Below are 23,814 nucleotides of genomic sequence, written 5' to 3'. Positions count from 1 at the left end.
AGCTCGACCGGTCCGAGCCCGGACAGCGCGCCCCGGGACGCGGTCGCGATCAACCCGGCGGCCGCACCGGCGAGGGCGTGCTGGCCGTCGGTGAGCAGGTCCCGTTCGGGCAGGTACGCCACGCTCACGACTACTCACCCCACTCCGTTCACCAGTCATTTCATTCATTAGCACGTACGTTCGATTCTAGATCATCACTGCAACACTTGTCTAGTGGTGAGGGCATGTTTTTCTGGGGCCCGGGTCCGCAGGAAAACATTTGTGCCGATTCGCACCGTGACCGACTCGCCGGTGATGTATTCGGGCACATATGTACCGGAAGGACGTGAGCGTCAGCGACCGCGGTCACCCACATTTTCGAAGTCGCGAGTTTGCGAAACCTTCGACTCGCTCGCGCTCGCTCAGGCCAAGTCGCCGCGGCCCCCTCAACCAACGGGAGGTAGACCTCGATTCTGATGGGTATTGTGTGGTCATGGGGATCAATGAACGCGCCGGACAACCCGCGAAGCCAAGCGATCTTGTCGATATTGACGCGTTGACGTCGGCGTACTTCGACCTCCAACCCGATGTCAGCGATCCGCGTCAGCGTGTCGCGTTCGGTACGTCGGGGCACCGCGGCTCGTCGCTCACCACGTCCTTCAACGACGCCCACATCGCCGCGACGTCGCAGGCGATCTGCGAATACCGAGCGCAGGCCGGGATCGGCGGCCCGCTGTTCCTCGGCCGCGACACGCACGCCCTGTCCGGGCCTGCGCACGACACTGCCCTGGAGGTCTTCGCCGCCAACGATGTCCACGTGCTCGTCGACTCGTCCGATGGTTATGTGCCGACTCCGTCGCTGTCGCACGCGATCTTGCGCTATAACGGCACTGCTGGCAATACCGGCCGCGCCGACGGTGTCGTCGTGACCCCGTCGCACAATCCGCCGGCCGACGGTGGTTTCAAGTACAACCCGCCAGACGGCGGTCCCGCCGGCGGCGACATCACCGGCTGGATCCAGGACCGCGCTAACGAGTTGCTGTCAGGCAACCTCGACGGCGTACGCCGGATCCGCGTCGAACGGGCCCGGGGAGCAGACACCACCGGCACCTACGACTTCATGTCGTCGTACGTCGACGACCTCGGGAGCATTGTCGACCTCGACGCCATCAAGCGCGCGGGGGTGCGGATCGGCGCCGATCCGCTCGGTGGCGCGAGCGTCGCCTATTGGGGCGCGATCGCCGACCGATATGGGATCGACCTGACCGTCGTCAACCCGCACGTCGATCCACAGTGGCCGTTTATGACGCTCGACTGGGACGGCAAGATCCGGATGGACTGCTCGTCGCCGTACGCCATGGCCAGTCTCGTTGCGGCGAAGGACAAGTACGACATTTCGACCGGTAACGACGCGGACTCCGACCGGCACGGCATCGTCACCCCCGACGCCGGCCTGATGAATCCCAACCACTATCTCGCCGTCGCGATCGATTACCTCTTCACGCACCGCCCGGCCTGGTCGGCAGGCACGGCAATCGGGAAGACTCTGGTGTCCTCCTCGATGATCGACCGTGTCGCGCAATCCCTTGACAGGGAGCTGATCGAGGTGCCAGTCGGCTTCAAATGGTTCGTCGCCGGACTCGTCGACGGCAGCATCGGTTTTGGCGGCGAAGAGTCGGCCGGGGCCTCCTTCCTTCGCACCGACGGCGGCGTCTGGACCACCGACAAGGACGGCATCATCCTCTGCCTACTCGCGTCCGAGATCCTCGCGACCACCGGAAAGTCACCCTCGGTGAGGTACGCCGAACTCACCGAGACGTTTGGCTCCCCGGCGTACGAACGCATCGACGCGCCCGCCACCCCCGAGCAAAAGGACAAGCTGAAGGGGCTGTCCGCCGACCAGGTCACCGCGACCGAGCTCGCCGGGGACCCGATAACCGCCAAACTCACCAATGCACCGGGAAACGGTGCCTCGATTGGCGGCCTCAAGGTGACCACGGACAGTGGCTGGTTTGCCGCACGCCCGTCCGGCACCGAGGACGTCTATAAAATCTATGCAGAGTCATTCAAAGGTCGCGACCATCTCACGCAGATCCAGGCCGCCGCCAAGAACGTCGTCGACAACGCAATCAGCTAAATATTCGGGAGAATACCGTGTCCTCGGTCTACGTCACACCGCTCACCCCTCTGTCGTTCCTCGAACGCTCCGCCGACGTCTATCCCGACAAAGTCGCTGCCATATATGGGAAGCGCCGCATCACGTTTGCCGAGCTCAAGTCCGACGTACTCAAGGTCGCCAATGCGCTGAAGGCAAGCGGGATCGAGCCCGGCGATCGGGTCGCCTACCTCATGCCCAACCTCCCGGAGATGCTGGTCGCGCACTTCGCCGTACCGCTCATCGGAGGCGTGCTCGTGGCCATGAATACGCGGCTTGCACCGGCCGAGCTCCGCTATATTTGCAACCACTCCGGCGCGAAGGTTCTCATCGCCGACGCCGGCCTGCACGACTCGTGGGGTGAGTTGGTCGGCACCACCGAAACCGTCAAAGAGATCTTCAGCTTCACCGATACCGAGGCACAGATCGCCCCTGTGGCGGGAATTCCGGCGTACGAGGAGCTCGTGGCTCGCGGCGACGAGTCCCCGCTTCCGTGGGAGGTCGAGGACGAGCTGGCGACGATCTCGATCAACTACACCTCCGGCACGACGGGCAAACCGAAGGGCGTCATGTACACCCATCGCGGCGCCTACCTCAACTCCTTCGGCGAGATCATCCACTCGACCCATTCGCCGGACAGCGTCTACTTATGGACTTTGCCGATGTTTCACTGCAACGGATGGTGCACGCCCTGGGCCCTGGTCGGGATCGGCGGCACACAGGTCTGCCTGCGCGAGGTACGCGGCGACGTGATCTGGGGCCTGTTCAGCGAGCACGGTGTCACGCACCTCAATGGTGCCCCGACAGTCGTCACCACGATCATGAACGCCGAACAAGCGGCGACCCTCGAATCGCCGATCACCATCACGACGGCCGGCGCCCCGCCGAGCCCCACCACCATCCTGCAGATGGAGAAGATGGGCTTCACCGTCGTACATGTCTACGGCCTGACCGAGACTTATGGCCCGTATTCCGTCGGCGAGTACAAGCGCGAGTGGGATTCCCTTGCCGCCGCGGAACGCGCCAAACTCCTTGCCCGCCAGGGTGTCGGCATGATCCAGACCGAACGGGTGCGCGTAGTCGACGAGCAGATGAACGACGTACCCGCCGACGGTCAGACCATGGGCGAGGTCGTGATGCGCGGCAACAACGTCATGAAGGGCTACTTCGACAACCCGGAAGGTACCGCCAAAGCGTTCGAGGGCGGTTGGTTCCATTCCGGCGATCTCGGCGTCATGCACCCGGATGGTTACGCCGAACTTCGCGACCGCGCTAAGGATGTCGTCGTCTCCGGAGGAGAAAACATCTCGACGATCGAAGTCGAGCAGGCCATTGTGTCGCACCCAAGCGTGCTCGAAGTGGCCGTCGTCGGCGTACCCGACGAGAAGTGGGGTGAACGCCCCAAGGCGTTTGTGACACTGCGCGACGGCAAGTCCGTCACCGAGGACGAGCTTCTTGCGCACGTGCGCACCCAGATCGCCCGCTACAAGTCTCCCGGACACATCGAGTTTGTCGACGAGCTGCCCAAGACCTCGACCGGCAAGATCCAGAAGTTCGCATTGCGCGACAAGGAGTGGGCCGGTCACGAGCACCGGATCAAGGGCTGAGCAAGATCAAGGGCTGAGCACAGAGAAACCGCCGCCCACTCCTTCCGGAGCGGGCGGCGGTTTCTCGCGTGAAGCTCGTTCTGTTACTTCTTGTCGACGGCGATCCCGCGCAGGTCGGGACTCCCGCTTGACTTCTGATAGATGTTCGATACCGCTGGTGACATGCCGGTCGCCAGGTGGATCATGCACACCGGGATCACGTGCGGCGGCGCGTCGACCCAGGCATCCATCATCTTCGCGTACGCCGTGCTGCGCTCGGCCGGATCGAGCGAGGCCGCGCCCTCGGCGGCGTACTTCAAGATGTCGTCATTGACTCCGCCGCCCGGATTGAACAGTGCGCTCGGCGCCAGGTATCGACCATTCAGCGCATCCGGGTCGTTAAGACCGGTGAACACCGAACTTGCCAAGTCGGAGGTCTTGTCAATCGAGAAGTCCTGCACCATCTGGGCCGGCGGTAGTGGCTTGACCGTCACCTTGATGCCGATGTTCTTCAGCTGATCCTGCACTACCTCGGCGAACTTCGTGTAGATCGTGACGTTGGGCGTCACCGTGGTGAGCTCGAGGTCCTTGACTCCCTTGTCTTTAAGGATTTTCTTAGCGGCCTCGGGGTCGTACGGGAATTTGTCGAGCCCGTCACCGATTTTCTTACTGTAGCCCGGACTCGTCTCGGGGAACGGTTGAATCTGCGGCGTGCAATGCCCGTCGTACATGCCCTCTGAGATCGCCTCGCGGTCGATCGCCATGTTGAGCGCCTTGCGGACCTCCGGGTCGCCCAGCGGGCCCTTGGACGTATTTAGCGCTATATAAAGGAAGATCGCGCTCGGCTTCGTGATGACCTTGATGCCGTCCTTCTCGGCGGTGTCCAACTGGTCGGGGTTGATCTGGGCAACGTCGATCTCGCCGGCGGCAAGCGCGTTGTAGCGCGTCTGGTCGTCGCTGATGAGCTTGAAGGTCATCGTGGCGACCTTCTGCGCATCCGGATCCCAGTAACCGTCGACCTTCTTGTACGAAACACGGTCGCCCGGAACAATCTCGGTCGTTTCGTAGCCACCGATGCCGACCGGCTGTGTCTTGAGGAGGCCGGCCTCCGCCGCGGCGGGCGATACCATCACGCCGGTACGAGCCGCGAGCGCGACCGCAAGGGACCCGAGTCCGCCGTCGACGCTGATCTTCACCGTCAGCGGGTCGACCACATCGACGCTGGTGATCTGATAAACCTCACCGGAGATCTTGCTGTCCTTCCCCCGGTTGCGGTCCAGGTTGTACTTCACGGCCGCCGCGTCAAACGGCGTGCCATCGGCAAAGCTCAGTCCCGCACGCAGCTTGAGGGTCATGGACTTCAGGTCAGCGGCCGAGGTAAATTCGGTCGCCAGTTGTGGCTCGATGTCACCGTCCGGAGTCTGCTGCAGGAGCTTGTCGTAGACCGGGTTCCAGAAGGAGATGTCCGCGCCGTTGATGCTGTCGATCGGGTCCCAGCTCGATGCGAACGCCGTGTAACCAAATGTGAAGTTCGCATTCGGGTCAAAATTCTTGGAGAGCTTAACCGACGTCGGATAGTCACTTGTCGCCTTGGTGCTCTTCTTCGGCGCGTCGCCGCAGCCGGCAAGCAACAGGCCGGCAGACAGCAGTACAGCGGTGATTTGAACTCGTCTTCGCATTTATTCCTCGTCTTTGTGAGATAGCGCCGCAAATCCATACGACGCACAAACGCACATAAAGGCTTTGTAATGTAATGAACGCTCCATATATCTAGCACGAGACCAGCGCGTCGGCAAGACCACGAGACCTAGTTGCAACCACAAAGCGGGCTCACCGGCGTCGCCGCCGGTGAGCCCGCTTTGTCGGATGGTGAATTACTACTTCTTAGCCACCGCAACGTCGCGCAAGTCCGCCGCCCCGCTAGCGGTCTGAGAAACGCCCGAGACGTTGGTCTGGAAGGCAGCGGCAAGATGCACCATGCACACTGGCAACATGTGCGGCGGTGAGTCGACCCACGCGTCCATCATCTTCTCGTAAGCCTTACTGCGCTCAGCCGGATCGAGCACTGCGGCGCCCTCGGCGGCGTACTTCATCAACTCGGGATATTCCGCGCCGCCCGGGTTGAACAGCGCCTTTGGTTGTAAGTAGCGGCCCGAGAGCGCATCGGGGTCATTAATTCCGGTAAACACCGAGGACGTCGCCTCGACAGACTTGTCAATCGAGAAGTCCTGGACGACCTGCGCCGCTGGCACGGATTTGACATTGACCGTGATCCCGACTTCCTTCAACTGAGCCTGAATCACCTCACCGAACTTGGTGTAAATGGTGACGTTCGGGCTGACAGACGTAATCTCAAGATCCTTGACCCCTTTTTCCTCGAGGATCTTCTTGGCCGCCTTAGGGTCATACGGGAAGACGTCGAGTCCGTCGCCGATCTTCTTGCTGTATCCGGGACTCGTTTCTGGGAAGGGCTGAATCTGCGGCGTGCAGTGGCCGTCGTACATGCCCACTGAAATTGCCTTGCGATCGATCGCCATGTTGAGTGCCTTGCGGACCTCCGGGTCGCCGAGCTGGCCCTTGGACGTGTTCAGCGCGAGGTACACGAAGATCGCGCTCGGCTTGGTGATGACCGCGAGCCCTTCCTTTTCCGCGCTGGCGAGCTGATCGGGGTTCAGCGAAGCACCGTCGAGCTCACCGGCCATCAGCGCGTTGTAGCGCGTGTTGTCATCCGTGATGAGTTTGTAGGTCATGGTGGCGACCTTCTGGGCTCCGGGCTCCCAGTAGCCGTCGGTCTTCTTGTAGGAAACGTGGTCACCCGGCACGATCTCGGTTGTGACGTAGGCGCCGGCGCCGACCGGTTCCGTCTGGATGATGCCGGCCTGCGCGGCGGCGGGTGAGACCATCATGCCGGCGCGCCCGGTAAGCCCGGTGGCGAGCGATCCGAGGCCACCATTGACGTTAATCTTCACCGTCAGCGGGTCGACGACCTCGACGCTGGTGATCTGGTAGAGCTCGCCGGAGATCTTGCTGTTCTTCGCGCGAGCGCGGTCGAGGTTGAACTGGACCGCCGTGGCGTCGAACGGCGTGCCGTCGGAGAAAGTCAGGCCCTCACGCAGCTTCAGCGTCATGGACGCCAGGTCTGCCGCGGGCGTGAATGCCGTCGCCAGCATCGGCTCGACCTTGCCGTCCTCATCCTGTTGCAGGAGTCGGTCGTAGACCGGCGCAAAGAACGTGAAGTCACCCCCGGTGACACTCTCAATGGGATCCCAGCTTGACGCGTACTGGACGTAGCCGTAGGTGAAGTTCGCATTCGGGTCGAAACCCTTTTTCAGGTCGATCGAGGTGGGATACTCGTCGGTCGCCTTTGTCGCCTTCTTCGGCGCATCACCACAGCCGGCGACGAGGAGACCAGTCGCCAGGAGCGCGGCGGTAAATCGGAAACGATGGCGCATCGAGATCGGAACCTTCCGTGAATACGTCGAGGCAAAGCTGCCTGTCGAATCGTCGGCGCACTCGCTCAATGCGAATGCGCCGCCATAATGTACTGGGCGATCCATTAATGACTAGCAGAGACTTAACATATGTTCAAGATCACTCTTCAGTCCGCAACCTGACCGATACCCAACCGATCCTCGCGGTTCGCTATGCGCCCGGAGGTACCTGCAGGCCGGCGATCAGGAAGTCGGCGATTATGTCGGCGACCTCGGCGCTCGTATGTGCGCCGCGCGTCCGATACCACTGCGATACCAGGCTGACCATGCTCAGCATCGAGTTGGTGATCACCCGGTCGTCCGAGCGGAAGACTCCCGCGCGTACGCCGTCCTCGAGCGCCTGCTGCCAGAACTGCTGCACGTCATCTCGGGCCTGCTGAAACTCGTCTTGATGCGCCTTCGATAATGCGTCACGGTCCCGCAACTCAATCGTGACTGCGCGCCGATATCGAATGATGTGGGTGACGTGATCGCGCACCATTGCACGCAGGCGGTGCTCAGGATCGTCGTACGCCGCCACGGTACGTCGAGTGTTTTCATACATATTCGCGATGTACGAGCTAAGGATCTGCCAGAGCAGTTCGTCTTTGGACTTGATGTGGTAGTACAAGGCGCCGGACTGCACGTCGGCCATCTTGCAGATCTCCGAGACGCTGGTGCCGTGGAATCCTTGCCTGGCAAACAACTTGGTCGCGGAGTCGAGAATTCGCTTCTGGGTGTCGCCGGTGTCGGACCCGGGCGGGCGTCCACGGCGGGCTGGCGTCTGAGTCATCCCGCCTCCGGTGGGCCCGTCAATGTAGTAGCAACCACTACATTAGTAGCATGCTGCCGGAGAATTGCTTGGGCGCGACAAGGCTGCTGACACCAATCGTCGTACCGCAGCTGCCTAGCGGCCCTTGAAGACAGGGGCGCGCTTTTCGAGGAACGCCGAAGCAGCTTCCCGGCAGTCCTCCGTTCGGCCGACCTGCACGTGCGCGGCGATCTCGTTGTCCAGCGCAGTGGCGAATGTCTGGTCCTGGGCACCGTTGAGGCAGCCCTTCATCGCGGCCAACGCCAATGGAGAGCGGGTGGCCATCAACACCGCACGGGACGCGACAAATGGCATGAGTTCATCGGGTTCGCGTACGTCGGACACCAGACCGATCTCGAGTGCGCGCGCGGCGGTGAACTTCTCAGCAGCAAACATCAGCTCGCGAGCCCTCGAGGGGCCGACCAGCCGCTGAAACGTCCACGAGATGCCGAAGTCACCGGACAGACCTGCGGTGAGGAACGCGGTGTTGAATGCCGCTTTGCTTGAGGCATAACGGATATCGCAGGCCGCGGCGAGCGACAGCCCGGCGCCGGCGCAGGCACCGTTGATCGCCGCGATCGTTACTTTGGGCATGTCGTGCAACATCTGCACGACGCGCACGCGGGCTCGCAGGGTATTGATTGCCGTGGGGATGGGCGTCTGCGACTTCGGAGGGCCTTCGTTGCCTGAAATGTTGCCGAGGTCGCCGCCGGCGCTAAACGCCCGCCCCGAGCCGGTCAGGATGAGTACCCGCACGTCGTCGTTGCCGGAGACCTCCTCGAGCGCCGTGAGCAAGTTGTCCATCAACGGCTCCGAGAAGGTGTTGAGCTTGTCGGGGCGGTTGAGGGTTACGGTCGCGATCGCGTCATCGATCTCGAGTAATACCGGTTTTGTTTCCACGGAGGTCATGATTGTCTACCTAACTGTTGCTTAGCGGCCGTTGAAGGTCGGCGTACGACGAGTGCGGAAGGCATCGGTGCCCTCGCGTGAGTCTTCGGAGTCATTGGAGATCATTACCGATAGCGCCGCGTTGTCGAGACACTCGTCGAGAGTGCTGGTCGAGGCCCGGTCGATCATTCGATTGTTGAGCCGGATCGACAGCGGTGCACCGGCAGCGAGTTTGCCGGCCATCGCGCGGGCAGTCTCGATGAGGACGTCATCGTCGACGACCTGACCGACGAGCCCGAGTCGGTGAGCTTCTTCGGCGTCGTAAATCTCCCCGAGCAGGCTCATCCGTTTTGTCGCCTCGAGACCGATCAGCCGCTGGAAAAGCCACGGCCCACCTTCGTCCGACAGCAGACCAACGCGTACGGCGGTGTCGCCCAGTCGCGCGGACCGGGCCGCGATCCGGAAGTCACACGCCGCGGCGAGCGCGAGACCGCCAGCCACGGCGGCACCGTTCACCGCCGCAATAGTCGGCTTATCCATAGAATGCAGCGTGCGAATGACCGGATGCATCCCTTCACGCATGACAATGGCGTGCCCCAGCTGACGCTCCGCGGCGCCGTCAGAGCTCTTGAGGTCGCCTCCGGTGCAAAACCCTTTGCCGGTGCCGGTGATGATCAGTGCTCGCTGCGCGTCGTTAGCGGTAAAGGCCAACAGCGCGTCATTGATCTCGGCGCACATCTCTGAGGTGTAGGCGTTCATCGTGGCCGGACGGTTGAACGTCAGCGTCGTGACGCCGTCGCCGCCGTTCTCCACGATGATCGTCTTGTATGCCCGGCTTGTGCCAATGGAGTCGGAGTTACTGGTATTGCCCACGAAGCACCCTTTTCAGTATCTTGCCCCGACGTCGACGCGTGCAGGACCCGGTACGCCGACCCTAGCGAATATCGAAGATCTTCACGAACATCGGCGTATCGAATAGCAGGCGCGGGGCGGTTTCGGGAGTCTTTCGACGCCGAGTTCAAACCCCTTGTCGGCACCGCGGGCCCTTCGACAGGCAGGCACATCTGTGTGAGAATCCGACGCAGGGCCCGACGGCTACCGGCCGCCGGACACGGACGTGAGGCGGAGTCACATGGCGCAACGACCAAGTATCAGCGGACAGCCACTTGAGGAGGCCGCCAAAATGGCGCGTCTGGATCTCAGCGACGCGCGCAAGGAGGCCGTCGCACCGGCGCTGGATATGGTCCACGGCCTTGTCGACCTCCTCGACGGGATCGAACTGGGCGACGTACCCCCGGCTAGCAGCTTCAACGCTCGGTGGGTGTGATCGGCATGCATCCATACGAGCTGACGCTGACTGAAGCCGCCGAGAAGATCGGCAGCAAAGAACTCTCCCCCGTCGAGCTCGCAGAGTCTGTGCTCGGTCGAATCGAAGCGGTGGACGGCAGAGTCGGCGCGTTCGCCGCGGTGACCGCCGATCGCGCAATGGCCGACGCGAAGCGGGCCGCCGACGACATCGCCGCGGGCAACTACCGCGGCGCGCTGCATGGCGTGACGGTCGGCGTCAAGGACTTGGTCGACACGGCGGGCATCGCGACCACGTCAAGTTCGAAGACTCGGGCAGACAACGTGCCCAACGCCGACGCGGCGGTGGTCGAGCGGCTTAGCGGTGCCGGCGCCGTACTCGTCGGCAAGACGCATACGCACGAGTTCGCGTACGGCGTCATCACCCCGACGACTCGTAACCCGTGGAACCTCGACCACATACCGGGCGGCTCCAGTGGCGGGTCCGCGGCGGCCATCGCCTCCCAGATGTGCCACGGCGCGATCGGCACCGACACCGGCGGCTCGATCCGCATCCCGTCGGCCGCGTGCGGCACGGTCGGCCTGAAACCGACGTACGGCCGCGTCTCTCGGCGTGGCATAACGTCGCTGAGCTGGGCGCTCGATCACGTCGGCCCGATCACCCGCACCGTGCATGACGCGGCCCTGATGATGAATGTGCTCGCCGGTTACGACCGCGCCGACCCGGGGACGGTCGACGAGCCGGTACCCGACTTCACCGCCGGACTCGACTCGGGCGTGAAAGGCATGGTCTTCGGCCTGCCCACCAACTACTTCTTCGACAACATCGACCTCGAGGTGGAGTCCGCCGTACGCGCCGCGGTCGACGTACTCACAGGTCTCGGCGCGCAGGTCCGCGAGATCGAGCTTCCGATGACCGAGACCTATATGTCGGTGGAGTTCGGGATCCTCGTGCCCGAGGCAAGCGCGTACCACCAGAAACTGTTGCGCGAGAAGGCCGACCTCTACACCGACGACGTACGAGTCTTCCTCGACGCCGGCGAGCTCATGCTCGCGACTGACTACATCAAGGCGCTGCGCGTGCGCACCTTGATCCAGGACGGCTGGCGAGACATGTTCGAGGGGCTCGACGCCGTACTCGCGCCGACCCTGCCCTCGACCGCCGCCCGCGTCGGCCAGGACACCTTCAACTGGGGCGTCGAGGAGCCGGTCATCAATGCCTATGTGCGGACCTCCGCGCCGGGCAATCTGACTGGCCTGCCGGGATTGTCGGTGCCGTGCGGGCTCAGCAACGACGGCCTGCCGATCGGGCTGCAGATCCTTGGCAAGCCGTTCGCCGAGCCGACTGTCCTGCGCATCGGGGCGGCGTACGAGGCCGCCAACCCGTCTGCCGGCAAGGTGCCCACGCTCGGCTAGGCCGCTGCGTCAGTCCGCGACTTCGTGACGGATCGCCGGCCATTCGTGACGGACGGACGGACATTCGTGACGGATCGCCGGCCATTCGTGACGGACGGGCGGACATTCGCGACGGATCGCCGGCCATTCGCGACGGATCGGGGGAACTGACGCTATGTCAGGCGCACCCGCGGATCGAGTACGGCGTAGAGCAAGTCGACAATGATGTTCGCGAGCACGACAAACACTGCGGCTAGCAGCACTATCGCGATGATCACCGGCTCATCCTGGTTGACCACCGCCTGCACGGACATCCGGCCGAGTCCGTTGAGCCCGAACACCTGCTCGGTGACGATGGCACCACCTAGTAGTACGGCGACGTCGATGCCGAACTGGGTGACGATCGGGACGAGCGCGGCGCGAAGAGCATGTCGGAACGTCACGCGCGTGTCGGAGAGACCCTTCGCCCGCGCTGTACGGATGTAGTCCTCGCCGTAGACTTCGAGCATCTGCCCGCGAGTCAACCGCACGTAGACCGCCATCGAGGCCACGGCCAGCGTGATCCACGGCAGGATCAGGTGCGAGAACCAGCCGGCGGGGTCCTGCGTCAACGGCACGTATCCGCTGCCCGGGAACAGATCCACGCCGTTGATGTGCAACTGGAAGAACAAGAAGTACAGCAGCAGCAGGCCGAGCACGAACGTCGGAAACGACAGACCCGTCAAGGCAAAGAGCGTGGCCCCGCGATCGAGCAGGGTCCGAGGGCGGGTAGCGGAGAGTATCCCGATGAGCACGCCAAGCACGACCCAGATGATGGCCGCGCCGATCGCGAGCGACGCGGTCACCGGGAGCGCGCGGGCGATGAGCGTGGTGACCGGCTCATGGCTGTAGTACGAAAAGCCGAGATCGCCGTGGAACAGCCGCACGATGAAGTGCCAGTACTGCACCTGAATCGGCTGGTCGAGGCCTAGCTGGGCGGTCACCGTATGCACGAGCTGCTGGTTCTGTGCCGCAAACTTGCCCAACAGCAGCTGCGCCACATTCGTCGGCGCGATGAAGAAGATGCCGAAGACGATAACGCTGATCAACCAGATCACGATCAGACCGGTGAGGAGGCGGCGGATCAGAAACCTAATCATTCGGCTACCTCGCCATCAGTCGTTCGGTCCGTGGATCGAGCGCGTCGCGGACGCTGTCGCCGAGCAGATTAAACGCTAACGTCGTGAGAATCAGTGCCAGGCAGGGGAAGACAAGGAACCACCAACCAACTTGATAGAAATTCTGCGCGTCGCTGATCATGTTGCCCCAGCTCGGCGTGGGCGGAATGATGCCGACTCCGAGGTAGGAAAGGGTCGCCTCGAAGACGATTGAGACTGGGATCAGCAGTGTCGCGTAGACGATCACCGGCGCGATCAGGTTGGGCAACACGTCGACGACCATGATGCGCAGGTCACCCGCGCCAAGCGAGCGCGCCGCCTCGATGTACTCACGTTCTCTAATTGCCAGAGTCTGGCCGCGCACAATTCGCCCGACGGCGGCCCACGAGAAGAACGCGATCACGACAATCTCGATCAGTTCGCTGGGGCCGACAACCGAGACGAGCGCGATGGCGAACAGCAGGAACGGGAAGGACAACACCACGTCCATCAGCCGCGACAGGATGGTGTCGACCACCGGGCCGAAGTAGCCCGCGCATAGCCCGACGACCACACCGATGAACGCCGCTGCAGCTGCAGCAGCCACACCAACGACCAGCGAAACTCTTGTGCCATAGATGATCCGGACGAGGATGTCACGGCCGAGGTTGTCCGTGCCGAGCCAGTGACGCGAGTTGGGGGCGACAGGTAGACCGGCGACAGTGATCCCGAAGTCGCGATCCTGTTCGGTGGGAGAGTAGCCGACCAGGTGCGACAGCGGCCCCGCGAACACGGCCACGACGATCAGGAGCACGATGAACGTCGCGCACGCGACGGCGACCTTGTCCCGGCGCAGTCGAGCCCATGCGATCTGCCATGGACTGCGACCGGCCACGGGCTGCCCGGCGGGTGGCGTCTGGACTGGACCCGTCGTCGTCAGCTCGGTGGCAGACATCGCAGCATCACGCTTCCGCGACGCTGTTTGAGGTGCCGGCAAGTCGTTCTCCCGGCTCGACCGGGAAGAGGCACGCGGTGAGGTGATCCCCAGGGTCTGCCGCGCGCGGCTCGAGCGCGGGGATCTCTGCCGAGCAGATTGCCTGCGCCTTAGGACAACGCGGATGGAATCGACAGCCGGACGGCGGACTGACCGGTGACGGAACGTCGCCGCTCAGGAGGATCCGTTGCCGCTGTCGGGACCGGTCCGGGTCGGCGATCGACGCAGCAGATAGAAGCGCATTGGTGTAGGGATGCCTTGGTACGCCGTACAAGTCGGATCGGTCGGCGAGTTCCACTATCTTGCCTAGATACATCACCGCCACCCGATCACTGACGTGCTCGACTACCGACAGATCGTGCGCGATAAACACATACGTGAGGTCGAAGTCGTGCTGGAGCGACTCGAGCAGGTTGATGATCTGGGCCTGGATTGATACGTCGAGCGCAGAAACCGGCTCGTCGCACACGATCAGCTTTGGCTTCAGGGCGAGAGCTCGCGCCACTCCAATTCGTTGCCGTTGGCCGCCGGAGAAGTCAGCCGGAAACCTGTTGTAATGCTCCGGGTTGAGGCCGACGAGCTCCATGAGTTCCTGCACCCGGCGCTTGCGCTCCGCGCCATTGGCGATCCCGTGGATCGCGAACGGATCGCCGATGATCGAGCCGACCCGTCGTCGCGGGTTGAGTGAGCCGTAGGGATCCTGGAAAATCATCTGGACTTCCCTGCGGTACGGACGAAGTTGGCGCCGCGACAGGGTCGACAGATCCGTGTCTTCGAACAGCACCCGACCGCCGGTCAGCGGATATAGCCGGGTGATGCACCGTGCCAGTGTCGACTTGCCGCAACCGGTCTCCCCGACCAGCCCGAGCGTCTCGCCACGGCGTACCTCGAGGTCGACCCCGTCCACGGCGTGGACTCGGCCGATCTCCTTCTTGAAGATGATCCCCCGTTTGATCGGAAAATGCTTCACCACGCCTTCCACCCGTAGTAGTACGTCGCCGCGAGGCCGCGGATCGCTCATGATGCAACCTCCCGTTCGGATTCCCGCAGCGGCGCTTCGTTGGCCGCCGCTGCCCTAGCTTGATGTGTCTGCGGCGCAAGCCCGCGCAGACCCGGGGGCAGCCAGCACGCGGAAGTATGGTCGTCGGCAACCTCGGTCAACTGCGGATCTTCGACAGCGCAGCGCTGCATCGCATAGCGGCAGCGCGGATGGAACGCGCAGCCAGACGGAATATTGATCAAACTTGGCGGCGTACCGGGGATTGGGCGAAGCTTCTCCCCTGTCCCTGCGGCACCTGGAATCGACTCGAGCAGGCCAACCGTGTACGGATGGTGCGCGTCGTAGTACAGCGGGCGCCGTGGCGCCTGCTCCACGGCGCGACCGGCGTACATCACCAACACCTCATCGGCGATGTCTGCGATGACGCCTAGGTCGTGGGTAATCATGATCAGCGCCGTGTCGAACTCCTTCTGCAGCCGTGTCATTAGATCGATGACTTGCGCCTGTACCGTCGCGTCCAGAGCCGTCGTCGGCTCGTCGGCGATGATCAGTGCGGGGTCAAGGGCAAGGGCCATCGCGATCATGGCACGCTGACGCATGCCCCCGGAGAACTGGTGCGGATAGTCGTCAACCCGGCTTTCAGCCTCCGGGATCCCCACCAGAGACAGCAATTCCACCGCCCGGGCACGTGCCGCGCGCTTGCTCACCTTGCGGTGCGCCCTGATCATCTCGACGATCTGCCAGCCGACCTTGTACAGCGGATGCAGGCTCGACAGCGGATCTTGGAACACGGTAGAGATCTGTGCGCCGCGGACCTGACGAAGCTCCTTCTTGCCCATAGTGAGCAGGTCGTGACCTTCGAACATCGCCGTACCTGTCACGGTCGCGCCTTGAGTCAGGCCGAGCAAGGTCTGCGTGCAGACGCTCTTGCCCGAACCTGACTCCCCGACGATGCCTAGGGTGTGTCCGCGTTCGAGGGCGAACGACACCCCGCGGACGGCCCGGACAAGGCCGTCCGCGGTTGGAAACGTCACCGACAGGTCAGTGACCTCGAGCAGAGCCATGGCCCGCCCCTGTCAGCTAGTCGGATCCAGCCAGATTTGCGTGATGTCGTAGTTGACGCTGCTCGGCAACTCAAGCGCGTTATGTACCCGCGTCGAGCGGAAGATCGGTGTCGACTGCGTTTGGAACGGCACGAACGCGGCGTCCTTCATGACCTGCATATCCGCCTCGTGCATGGCTTTCGTGATCTCCGCCTTGTCGGTCGAGGCCAGGGCCTTGTCGATATCGGCGTTCACTGTCGCGTTGTTGTAGTCGCCCCAGTCGGTCGATCCCGGCCCGTAGGTCCGGCCATCGAACAGCGGTTCCATGATGGAACGGGCGTTGTTGCCGTACCAGTCGGGAATCCAGCCGGGTTCGGAGATGTCCCACGTACCGGCCTTCGCCGCATCCGGTGCCGACAGGTACTTCCCGTAGTAGTCGCCCGCGCTGGACGGCGTACCGACGGTCGTGATCCCGCACTTGGCCAGGTCTGCCTGGATCGACTGGTAGACCGCGGGATGCTTACCGGAAGTCCGGTACACGTCCTTGAGGGTCAGACCGTTTGGATAGCCTGCCTCCTTCAACAGCGACTTGCATTTGGCCGGATCGCCTTTGTTGTCCTTGGTCGGGTAGAGGTTGAACTTCTCGTAGCCGACGTTGCCCGGTGGAATCACCTGGTTGAGTGGCTGGTTGAGCGTCGGACCACCGTAGATCTGTCCGAGCGCTACCTTGTCTACGGCGTACTCGATTGCCTGCCGTACCTTGACCTTGCCGAGGGCGCCATTGTTGTTGGGGCTCTGCATGTTGAAGGTCAGGAACGGGTTGGTGTCGAGGTTCGCGTAGATCCCGAGCCGCGGGTCGTTCTGCGCTTTCAGGGCCGGGACGTTGGCCGTCGGCACTGTGGTATCCCACGACATGTCGGCAGTTCCTGCCTCGATCTGCTGCTGTACACCGTTTTCGTCCGGTCCGAGGGTGATCTGAATGTGATCGACGTACTGATGCCGGATCGGATCGGACTTCTGACTCCATGCCGTGTTTCGGTCGAGCATGTAGGACTGGCCGGGCGTGTACTGCACGATCTTGTACGGGCCGTCGGAGATCGTGTGTTGACGGAAGTTCGCATCGTCCGGAAGGTAGTTCAGGTACTCGACAGGGGCCGGAGACGAGAACGGCAACGCCAATATATTGATGAAATCGCCCGCCGGCTTAGTCAAGGTGAACTTCACCGTGTTGTCGTTCACCGCTTCAATACCGGAGATCTGGTTGCTCTCGATGAACGCCTTGAATGCCTCGACCGTCGGCGCAACCTTGGCAAACGCGTCGCAGTACTCTTGCATTCCTTCAATGACGCCCTCGTAGTAGCCGGGCGCGCCGACCGAGTTCTGCGTCGGGTTGCACAACCGCTTGAAGCCAAGGACAACGTCGTTGGCGGTGACTGCCCGAGCCGGCGTAGTGTCCCACTTGACGCCATCGCGAAGATGGATTGTGTAGGTCTTGCCGTCAGAACTGATCCCGCCGTTGCTCGTGGTCGGGATCTCGGTGGCAATGTCCGGGGTCGGGGTGTTCGCCTTGTCAAGGTTCGTCGAGGCCGGATAGCTGAACAGCTGGCGCGTGTACGCCCGCATTAAGGTGTAGGTCGCCGTGTAGTAGCCGGCGGCGGTGTCGAGGTGATCGACGTCCGCGTTGCCTACTATCTTGAGGGTTCCGCCTTGTTTGACGCTCCCGCTCGCGTTGACGTTGGCGCTCTGCGCCGACGACGAACTTGAACCCGTCTTGCCGTTGCTCGACGAGGACGGCGTGCTGCTACAGGCAGTCGTCACCATCGCAAGCGCGGCTGCTATGGAAAGCGCCGCCATCGTTCGATTTTTTCTGAGCATTGCTCGGACCTCCAGAACGTCAAATGACGGAAGCCCAGCGGAAACACTCGTCGTGGCGGCGGGCGCCTCTGAGGGCATTGCCGACACCGTGGACATCGCAGTTGTGAGGCAGTCGAGCAGTTAGGCCATGCGGTCGAGCTAGCAGGCTGTCGCGAACCGTGTGGAGCGCGGTGAAACAATTCGGTATGACCTGAAATGTATGCCCGCTATGTGGGAACCCGCCTGGGCCCAAGGCGAGAGTGCATCGAAATCGCAACCAGACCGTTACCTCGGCGTGCCTTTCGACGACGTCAGATCACGCCCAGTTCACACCTCGGTCGCGCTGGCAGCGAGCTACTTCGAGATTGTGAGGACGTTCGCCATGAGCTTGGTCCAATGATTGCGCAAAGACGTGTGGCCCATAAACAGACCGAGGTGGCCGGCCTCTACTAGTTCGCGGGCGATCTGCGCTTTCGGTGTCGAAATGTAGTCGGCGAGGGCCCACACCTGGTCGGCCGGCGTGATGTGGTCTTGAGTGCCGGCCAGCAAGTTGACCTGGCAGTCGATCTTGGCGAGGTCGACGTACTCGCCGCCGATCTGCAGTGTGCCTTTGACGAGCTTGTTTCCGGCGAAAAGCTCCTCGACGATCCAGAGGTAGAACGCACCCGAGATGTCCTGCGTCCACTCGAACCAGTCGGTGAACTCGGTATAGCGGCGCACTGCATCGGCGTCGTTGATCTGCGGCAGCAGCCCCCAGATCCGTTCAATTTCGCCGGGCGGCTGCATCATCTTGAAGCCGGTGACCTGGTTGCTTCCGGCGTACAGGCCGTTGTTGGATTCGACCATCGAGCGGTACGCCGCAATGTCGGCACGGCCGCCCAGGACGTCGATCCACTCGAGGATCACGCCATCGCCTGCGTGGTAGTCGATCGGCGCGCCGCCGATGGTCAGCGAGTTGACCTTGTCAGGGTGGAGCGCCGCATAGATTGTCGCCAACCAGCCGCCCTGGCAGTCACCGACGAGGTTGGCTTTCCCGCCGAGTGCATCGACGGATTCATCCATGATCGCGAGGTAGTCGTCAATCGAGAAGTCTTTGCTTTCCTCGGTGGCCGGCGTCCAGTCGAGCGTGAAGAGCCGGTCCAGGCCGCATTCGCGGATGGTGATCATCTGACTCTGGTCACGGGCAAAATCGACAATCGACGAGGAATGGCCGGCCTGCGGTGGCAGCACGAGCGTGGCGACCTTGGCCTTCGGGCGGGCCGCGGAGTAGTCCAGCAACCGAGCGACCGGCCACGTCTTGACGACTTTGTGCGGGTGTGCCCATTTCGGCTCGTTGCGCTGGGTCGTCACCCGCCACCACTCGGCCAGATCGTTTGCGACGTCCAACGGCGTACTTTGCCGATCTACCGCACCCAGCCAATAGTCAGTCCAGCCGGTCGCAATGGCGAGTGAGGCTTCGAATGGGGCCGTCGCAAAGCTGGAGATGATCTTGGTCGGCATCGCTGTACTCATGGAGAATTCGTCCTTGTCAGATTGACGTGATCCACGCAACTGGATCACCGAACAATACAGCGGACCGTCCGGTCGGACTGGCAGGTCCGCACAAATTCCATAACGATCTGACCGCGATCAGGCCGAAGAAATCGACATAACCGACAAAGGGCGGGCGACCAATTAGGTCACCCGCCCCAGTTGTACTGCGAAAATGTGTTACTTCAGCGCCTCGCGAGCGGCGTTGGTGTACGCCGTGCTGACGGACGTAACGAAGTTGGCATGTGCGCTGGCGAGTGCGCTGACCCAGTCGAGCTGCGATGCGCCGGCGACCTTCTCTTCGAAGTCGAGCAGGCTGGTCAGCGTCTTCTCGTAGGCATCAAGCGACAGGTTGCCGGTCTGCTTCGCGGCAGTGAGCACCTTCTCGTTGAGTTCACGGATGCGCTCAGCAGCCGCTTCGTAGTCGACGTTCATCGGGTTGGGGATGTTCGTGTTCTTGTCGTTGGCGGCGGCCATGTCTAACTCCTCAGTTGGATTGGTTATGTCCATTAGCAATGTTAGCTGGAGTTTGCTAACTTGAGTAACGTTTGTGATCTATCGATCTCAGGTCACGACATAAGTGCCCGGCGCATCACCGATCGGCTTGTACTTCGCACTCCCCATGTTGGGCGGCTCGACCAGATCTCCCGCGCGGGCATTCGACCAGTCGATCCAGTCCCGCCACCACGTGTCGGGGCGTCGCGAGATCGCCAGCCGCCACTGTGCCGGGTCGTCCGGATACTGAGCGCCGCTGTCGTCGAATACCTCATACCAGGACTTCGGACTCGGCGGGTTGACGATGCCAGCGATATGCCCGCCACTCGAAAGCACGTAACGCACGTTGCCACCGAAAAGATGCACCGCGGCGTACGACGCCTGCCACGGCACGATGTGATCGTTGATCGCGCCTACGACGTACACATCATTGGTCACTTTGCCGAGGTCGGTCGTCGTGCCGTCGAGCTCAAACGCCCCCTTCGCCAGCTTGTTGGCGCCATACAGATCCGCCATGTACTGGCTGTACATGGCTTGCGTCATGTGGGTGGAGTCTTCGTTCCAGGCCAAAATGTCGAACGCCGGGGGCGGCTCACCCTTGAGCCACCGCGAAACGACGTAGTTGAAGATCAGGTCGTTGGCGCGCATGAGGTCGAAGGTGAATGACATGTCGTCACCCGAGAGATAACCCTGCTGTTGCATCCGGCCTTCGAGCTGGGTCATTGTTTCTGGGGAGATCATGACGCCCATCTCGCCGGGCGCGGAGTAGTCGAGCATCGTGTTGAGCAAGGTGAGCGTGCCCAGCGACTCCGTCCCGTGACCACGTAGATAGCCCGCCGCGATGCTGGCACTAACGCCGCCGAGACACAGCCCGACCACGTCGACCTTGGCGGCCTTGGTGATCCGCTTGACGATGTCGATCGCGTTAATCGACCCGTTCTGTAGATAATCGCCGAACGTCACCTTGCGCATCGACTCGTCGGGGTTGATATAGGACAGTACGAAAACGGTCCGGTTGTGCTTGACCGCCCATTCGGCGAAGCTGCGCCCGGGCGCAAGATCCATCACGTAGTACTTGTTGATCCACGGCGGGCTCAGAAGAATGGGTGTCTCGTGCACGGTCGGCGTCTGCGGCGAGTACTGGATCAGCTCGACCAGGTCGTTGCGGTAGACGACCTTGCCCGGGGTCGCGGCCAGGGTCTTGCCCATCTCGAAGTCACTGCGATCGACCTTCTTCGGTCGGCCACCGCGTTCGCGCACGTCCTCGGCTGCGTACCTCGCACCGGAGAACAGGCTCTTGCCGCCGGTCTGCAGCGCCTTGGTCATCACCGCCGGATTGGTGATCGCGAAGTTGGTCGGCGACGCGATGTTTTGGATCAGCTTGACGAACTGCCGGGCCCGCTCGTCGGTCATGTAGTCGACGCTGCCGGCGTCGACCACTTCGTCCACGAAGTTGCAGGCGGCGAGATACGTCTGCCTGATTCCGAAGAACAACGGGTTGTAGTCCCAAGCCGGGTCGGCGAATCGCTTGTCTCGCGGACCAGGAGGGACCGGTAGCGGGTCGTTGGAGTTGACGAACCGTCGGATACTTGCCCGCGGCACCTTCACGACTGCCCGCGCAAAACGGACCCCCGCCTGCGAGACGTCTCCCGGATGTTTCGCCGCTTCCTTGGCGACCGCTGCGGTCGCGGGCAGCCAACCGATCGGGTCCACTCGGCGTACCGCCTTGCCGAGGAGCTCGCTCAGGCGTGGATTCCTTGTGCCGCCGGAACTCTTAGGCGTCGCGCCTTGCTCTTCGTCGGGCTGTTTCGAATCGCTTCTTGCAGATTGATCAGTCGTCATCGCACGCTCACCATCGTCCGGGGTACGTCGCCGTAACTCGCCAATAGATGCGCCAAGACCTTTCTCAGCCTTGGTTGAGCCAGACCTTACGCCGGATCGCTGCGACGCAACAGTTCTCGCTAATATCGGCGGATGACCGACAACGACGATATGGAGACAACGCTCGGCGAGATCATCCGCCGACAGCGGGAGATCGCCGCTTTACCAATGCGCCAACTGGCATCAATGGCGGGCATCTCGAACCCATACCTGTCGCAGATCGAGCACGGGCTACGCGAACCCTCCGAGCAGGTACTCGAAGGGATCGCCAAGTCGCTGCGGACCTCGGTCGACGACCTCCTGGGACGGTCGAAGCCAGACGTACGACGCCGCGCCGTACTCGACGCGGTAGCCGAAGACCCGGGCCTTACCGCGGCACAGCGGCGCGCATTGACCGAGGTATATCAGTCAATGATCGCCGCCACGTCGGCAAAGAAGTCCCGGCGCGCCAAGCCGAGCTCCGACGCGCCCTAGTTCGAGGGCGAGAATTCAATGACTCCGCGGATGTTGCGACCTTCGAGCATGTCGGTGAAACCTTCGTTGATCTGCTCCAGCGAGTAGGTCTTGGTGACCAACCCGTCGAGGTCGAGCTGACCGTTGCGGTACAGCCGCAGCAGACGCGGGATGGCGCTGCGGGGATTGGTCGAGCCATACAACGAGCCGTGGATCTGCTTTTCGTAGACCGCGATCTCCATCATGCTCAGGTTGACCTGGGTTTCCGCGGCGGGATGAATGTTGGTGATGATGATCCGGCCGCGCTTGCCGACTAGTGCGCTGACCTTCATCATTGTCGAGCCGTCGCCGACACCCATCGTCATGATGACCTGGTGTCCCATCGTCCCGTGAGTGATCTCCCGAACCAGCTCGAATGCCTCGTCGAGGGATGCGGCGCCATGAGTCGCACCGAACTTCTTAGCCTGCTCTAGCTTCCACGGCACCGGATCGACCGCGACGATCTGCTCGGCGCCGGCCAGCCGCGCGCCTTGTACGGCGTTCGCACCGACGCCACCGGCGCCTACGATGATCGCGGTTTCGCCGGGCTTGATGCCGCCGCCGGCGTACACCGCCGAACCGAATCCCGTGACGACACCGCAGCCGAGCAGGCAAGCCCGGTTGAGCGGGATGTCATCGGGGATCTTTACGCAGGCAGTCGAGTGCAGCACGGTGTGCCGCGCGCCAGAACCGACCCGCGACTCGGTCGCGAGGTCCGTGCCATCGGCCGCGTGATGGCGCGCGGTTCCGTCAAACAGCTGCAAACCCTTGCCGATGCTCGCGTTGCTGTCGCACAGGTTCTGGTGTCCCCCGACGCACATCTCGCATCGACCGCAGGACGGGACAAACATCGTGACCACATGATCGCCGACCTTGAGATGATCGACGCCCGGGCCGATCTCCTGCACGACGCCGGCTCCCTCGTGCCCCGGAATCATCGGTAGCAGACCGGGCAGGTCACCGGTACGAATGTGCTCGTTTGAATGGCACAGTCCGGTGGCCGCGAGCTCGACTAGAACCTCTCCATGCTTGGGCGAGTCGAGAGTGATCTCTTCGACCGACCAGTCCTCGTGCAAATTCCTTAGGATCGCTGCCTGCGACTTAATCATTACGCACCCTTCGCCGTTGTTCTTTCGAACCTACGGCACAAGGACGTCCTTTGGATAATGTCATCGGTTTCGCGCGTCATAACAAGCGGTTCGTATGACGTTATTCGAGGTGGAGCGGCGGCTAGCCGGCAGTTGTGCGGACCGGACCGTCCCACTTCAGGTCAGGCAGATTGACGACGATTGCTTCCTGCGTCGTACGCGCAATCACCACCACGGCCTCGTTGTCGGGATCCGGGTTTTCCTCGCGGTGCGGCACGAACGGCGGCACAAAGATGTAGTCGCCCGGCTTGGTCTCTACGACGGTCTCCACCGGCGGCGTCTGGTCGATGTCGAGGAAGACGAAGCGCGGGTTGCCGCTGGCGACGTAGATCGCGGTCTCGGACTTGCCGTGATGGTGGTTAGCCGAGTTAGTCGAGGGTGCGACGTGGGTCTGGCCCATCCAAAGGTTCTCGGACCCGACCGTCTTGCCGCTGATGGCCTCGACTCGTCGCATTCCAGTGGTCTGCGACGTATCGCTGCTGAACGCGCCGGGCGCAATGTGATGCAGCCTGCGGTGAAACGCGTCAATCACGTCCGGATCGGGTACGCCGGAAGCGCCCGCGCCCACAACTTCGTCTGTACCTTCGCAAGTGTCATCAGCCATGGGTACAGATTACGCAGGGGCCACGTACGGTAGGTGGCCATACCACCG

Annotated in this window: 20 protein-coding genes; 5 read left to right on the top strand and 15 right to left on the bottom strand. The window is 62.5% G+C overall.

The genetic code is table 11. The annotated features are described in order from the left end of the window. Nucleotides 1–472 precede the first annotated feature (472 nt). Both pgm and CLV47_RS12375 read left to right on the top strand, forming a co-directional pair. Entirely contained in the window at nucleotides 473–2,116 is a 1,644-nt protein-coding gene (pgm, locus tag CLV47_RS12380; protein WP_106349353.1) for a phosphoglucomutase (alpha-D-glucose-1,6-bisphosphate-dependent), read from the top strand. Nucleotides 2,117–2,133: 17 nt separating this feature from the next. Beyond that, on the top strand, nucleotides 2,134–3,741 hold the full coding sequence (locus CLV47_RS12375) for an acyl--CoA ligase family protein (RefSeq protein WP_106349352.1): 1,608 nt from the start codon (nucleotides 2,134–2,136) through the stop codon (nucleotides 3,739–3,741). An 83-nt stretch (nucleotides 3,742–3,824) separates the two neighbouring features. Here CLV47_RS12375 and CLV47_RS12370 read toward each other — a convergent pair whose 3' ends face one another. From CLV47_RS12370 to CLV47_RS12350, 5 genes are all read right to left on the bottom strand, one after another. Next, nucleotides 3,825–5,399, bottom strand: coding sequence for an ABC transporter substrate-binding protein (locus tag CLV47_RS12370; RefSeq protein WP_106349351.1), 1,575 nt, complete (start codon nucleotides 5,397–5,399; stop codon nucleotides 3,825–3,827). A gap of 198 nt (nucleotides 5,400–5,597) precedes the next feature. Further along, nucleotides 5,598–7,172 (bottom strand): ABC transporter substrate-binding protein, encoded by a 1,575-nt coding sequence (locus CLV47_RS12365; RefSeq protein WP_170111054.1) that lies wholly within the window; start codon nucleotides 7,170–7,172, stop codon nucleotides 5,598–5,600. Between the two features lie 190 nt (nucleotides 7,173–7,362). Continuing rightward, nucleotides 7,363–7,983, bottom strand: coding sequence for a TetR/AcrR family transcriptional regulator (locus tag CLV47_RS12360; protein ID WP_106349349.1), 621 nt, complete (start codon nucleotides 7,981–7,983; stop codon nucleotides 7,363–7,365). 114 nt (nucleotides 7,984–8,097) lie between these two features. Then, a complete protein-coding gene (locus CLV47_RS12355) occupies nucleotides 8,098–8,910 on the bottom strand; it encodes an enoyl-CoA hydratase/isomerase family protein (RefSeq protein WP_106349348.1) in 813 nt (270 codons plus the stop codon). Nucleotides 8,911–8,931: 21 nt separating this feature from the next. Continuing rightward, entirely contained in the window at nucleotides 8,932–9,762 is an 831-nt protein-coding gene (locus CLV47_RS12350) for an enoyl-CoA hydratase/isomerase family protein (protein ID WP_202862545.1), read from the bottom strand. Nucleotides 9,763–10,021: 259 nt separating this feature from the next. Between CLV47_RS12350 and CLV47_RS12345 the strand changes: the two genes are divergently transcribed. Both CLV47_RS12345 and CLV47_RS12340 read left to right on the top strand, forming a co-directional pair. After that, nucleotides 10,022–10,216, top strand: coding sequence for an Asp-tRNA(Asn)/Glu-tRNA(Gln) amidotransferase subunit GatC (locus tag CLV47_RS12345; RefSeq protein ID WP_106349347.1), 195 nt, complete (start codon nucleotides 10,022–10,024; stop codon nucleotides 10,214–10,216). 5 nt (nucleotides 10,217–10,221) lie between these two features. Beyond that, entirely contained in the window at nucleotides 10,222–11,610 is a 1,389-nt protein-coding gene (locus CLV47_RS12340) for an amidase (RefSeq protein WP_106349368.1), read from the top strand. A gap of 152 nt (nucleotides 11,611–11,762) precedes the next feature. On the opposite strand, the gene CLV47_RS12335 is transcribed toward CLV47_RS12340, so the two are convergent. From CLV47_RS12335 to CLV47_RS12300, 8 genes are all read right to left on the bottom strand, one after another. Beyond that, nucleotides 11,763–12,728, bottom strand: a complete 966-nt coding sequence (locus CLV47_RS12335; protein WP_106349346.1) for an ABC transporter permease — start codon at nucleotides 12,726–12,728, stop codon at nucleotides 11,763–11,765. Nucleotides 12,729–12,732: 4 nt separating this feature from the next. Beyond that, a complete protein-coding gene (locus CLV47_RS12330; RefSeq protein WP_106349345.1) occupies nucleotides 12,733–13,680 on the bottom strand; it encodes an ABC transporter permease in 948 nt (315 codons plus the stop codon). 7 nt (nucleotides 13,681–13,687) lie between these two features. Beyond that, the gene (locus CLV47_RS12325) at nucleotides 13,688–14,740 is read right to left on the bottom strand and encodes an ABC transporter ATP-binding protein (protein ID WP_106349344.1); all 1,053 of its coding nucleotides are present in this window, start codon (nucleotides 14,738–14,740) and stop codon (nucleotides 13,688–13,690) included. Beyond that, nucleotides 14,737–15,783 (bottom strand): ABC transporter ATP-binding protein, encoded by a 1,047-nt coding sequence (locus CLV47_RS12320; protein WP_106349343.1) that lies wholly within the window; start codon nucleotides 15,781–15,783, stop codon nucleotides 14,737–14,739. Before CLV47_RS12320 ends, CLV47_RS12325 begins: the two co-directional genes overlap by 4 nt. Nucleotides 15,784–15,795: 12 nt before the next feature. Then, on the bottom strand, nucleotides 15,796–17,616 hold the full coding sequence (locus CLV47_RS12315; RefSeq protein WP_202862544.1) for an ABC transporter substrate-binding protein: 1,821 nt from the start codon (nucleotides 17,614–17,616) through the stop codon (nucleotides 15,796–15,798). 354 nt (nucleotides 17,617–17,970) lie between these two features. Beyond that, a complete protein-coding gene (locus CLV47_RS12310) occupies nucleotides 17,971–19,128 on the bottom strand; it encodes an alpha/beta fold hydrolase (protein WP_106349366.1) in 1,158 nt (385 codons plus the stop codon). A gap of 198 nt (nucleotides 19,129–19,326) precedes the next feature. Next, complete coding sequence (locus CLV47_RS12305; protein ID WP_106349342.1) at nucleotides 19,327–19,623, bottom strand: hypothetical protein; 297 nt, start codon at nucleotides 19,621–19,623, stop codon at nucleotides 19,327–19,329. 87 nt (nucleotides 19,624–19,710) lie between these two features. Continuing rightward, nucleotides 19,711–21,483, bottom strand: coding sequence for a PHA/PHB synthase family protein (locus tag CLV47_RS12300; protein WP_106349341.1), 1,773 nt, complete (start codon nucleotides 21,481–21,483; stop codon nucleotides 19,711–19,713). Between the two features lie 132 nt (nucleotides 21,484–21,615). On the opposite strand from CLV47_RS12300, the gene CLV47_RS12295 reads away from it, so the two are divergent. Next, the gene (locus tag CLV47_RS12295) at nucleotides 21,616–21,996 is read left to right on the top strand and encodes a helix-turn-helix domain-containing protein (protein WP_106349340.1); all 381 of its coding nucleotides are present in this window, start codon (nucleotides 21,616–21,618) and stop codon (nucleotides 21,994–21,996) included. On the opposite strand, the gene CLV47_RS12290 is transcribed toward CLV47_RS12295, so the two are convergent. Next, nucleotides 21,993–23,123, bottom strand: coding sequence for an NDMA-dependent alcohol dehydrogenase (locus CLV47_RS12290; RefSeq protein ID WP_238145424.1), 1,131 nt, complete (start codon nucleotides 23,121–23,123; stop codon nucleotides 21,993–21,995). The two genes, CLV47_RS12295 and CLV47_RS12290, sit on opposite strands and share 4 nt — an antisense overlap. 121 nt (nucleotides 23,124–23,244) lie before the next feature. Further along, complete coding sequence (locus CLV47_RS12285) at nucleotides 23,245–23,766, bottom strand: cupin domain-containing protein (RefSeq protein ID WP_106349339.1); 522 nt, start codon at nucleotides 23,764–23,766, stop codon at nucleotides 23,245–23,247. Nucleotides 23,767–23,814: the final 48 nt, after the last annotated feature.

This window comes from Antricoccus suffuscus (genome assembly GCF_003003235.1).
In the GTDB taxonomy this organism is placed as follows: Bacteria; Actinomycetota; Actinomycetes; order Mycobacteriales; family Antricoccaceae; genus Antricoccus; species Antricoccus suffuscus.
The sequence above is the reverse complement of the archived record's forward strand: the minus strand, read 5'-3'. Positions and strand labels throughout refer to the sequence as shown.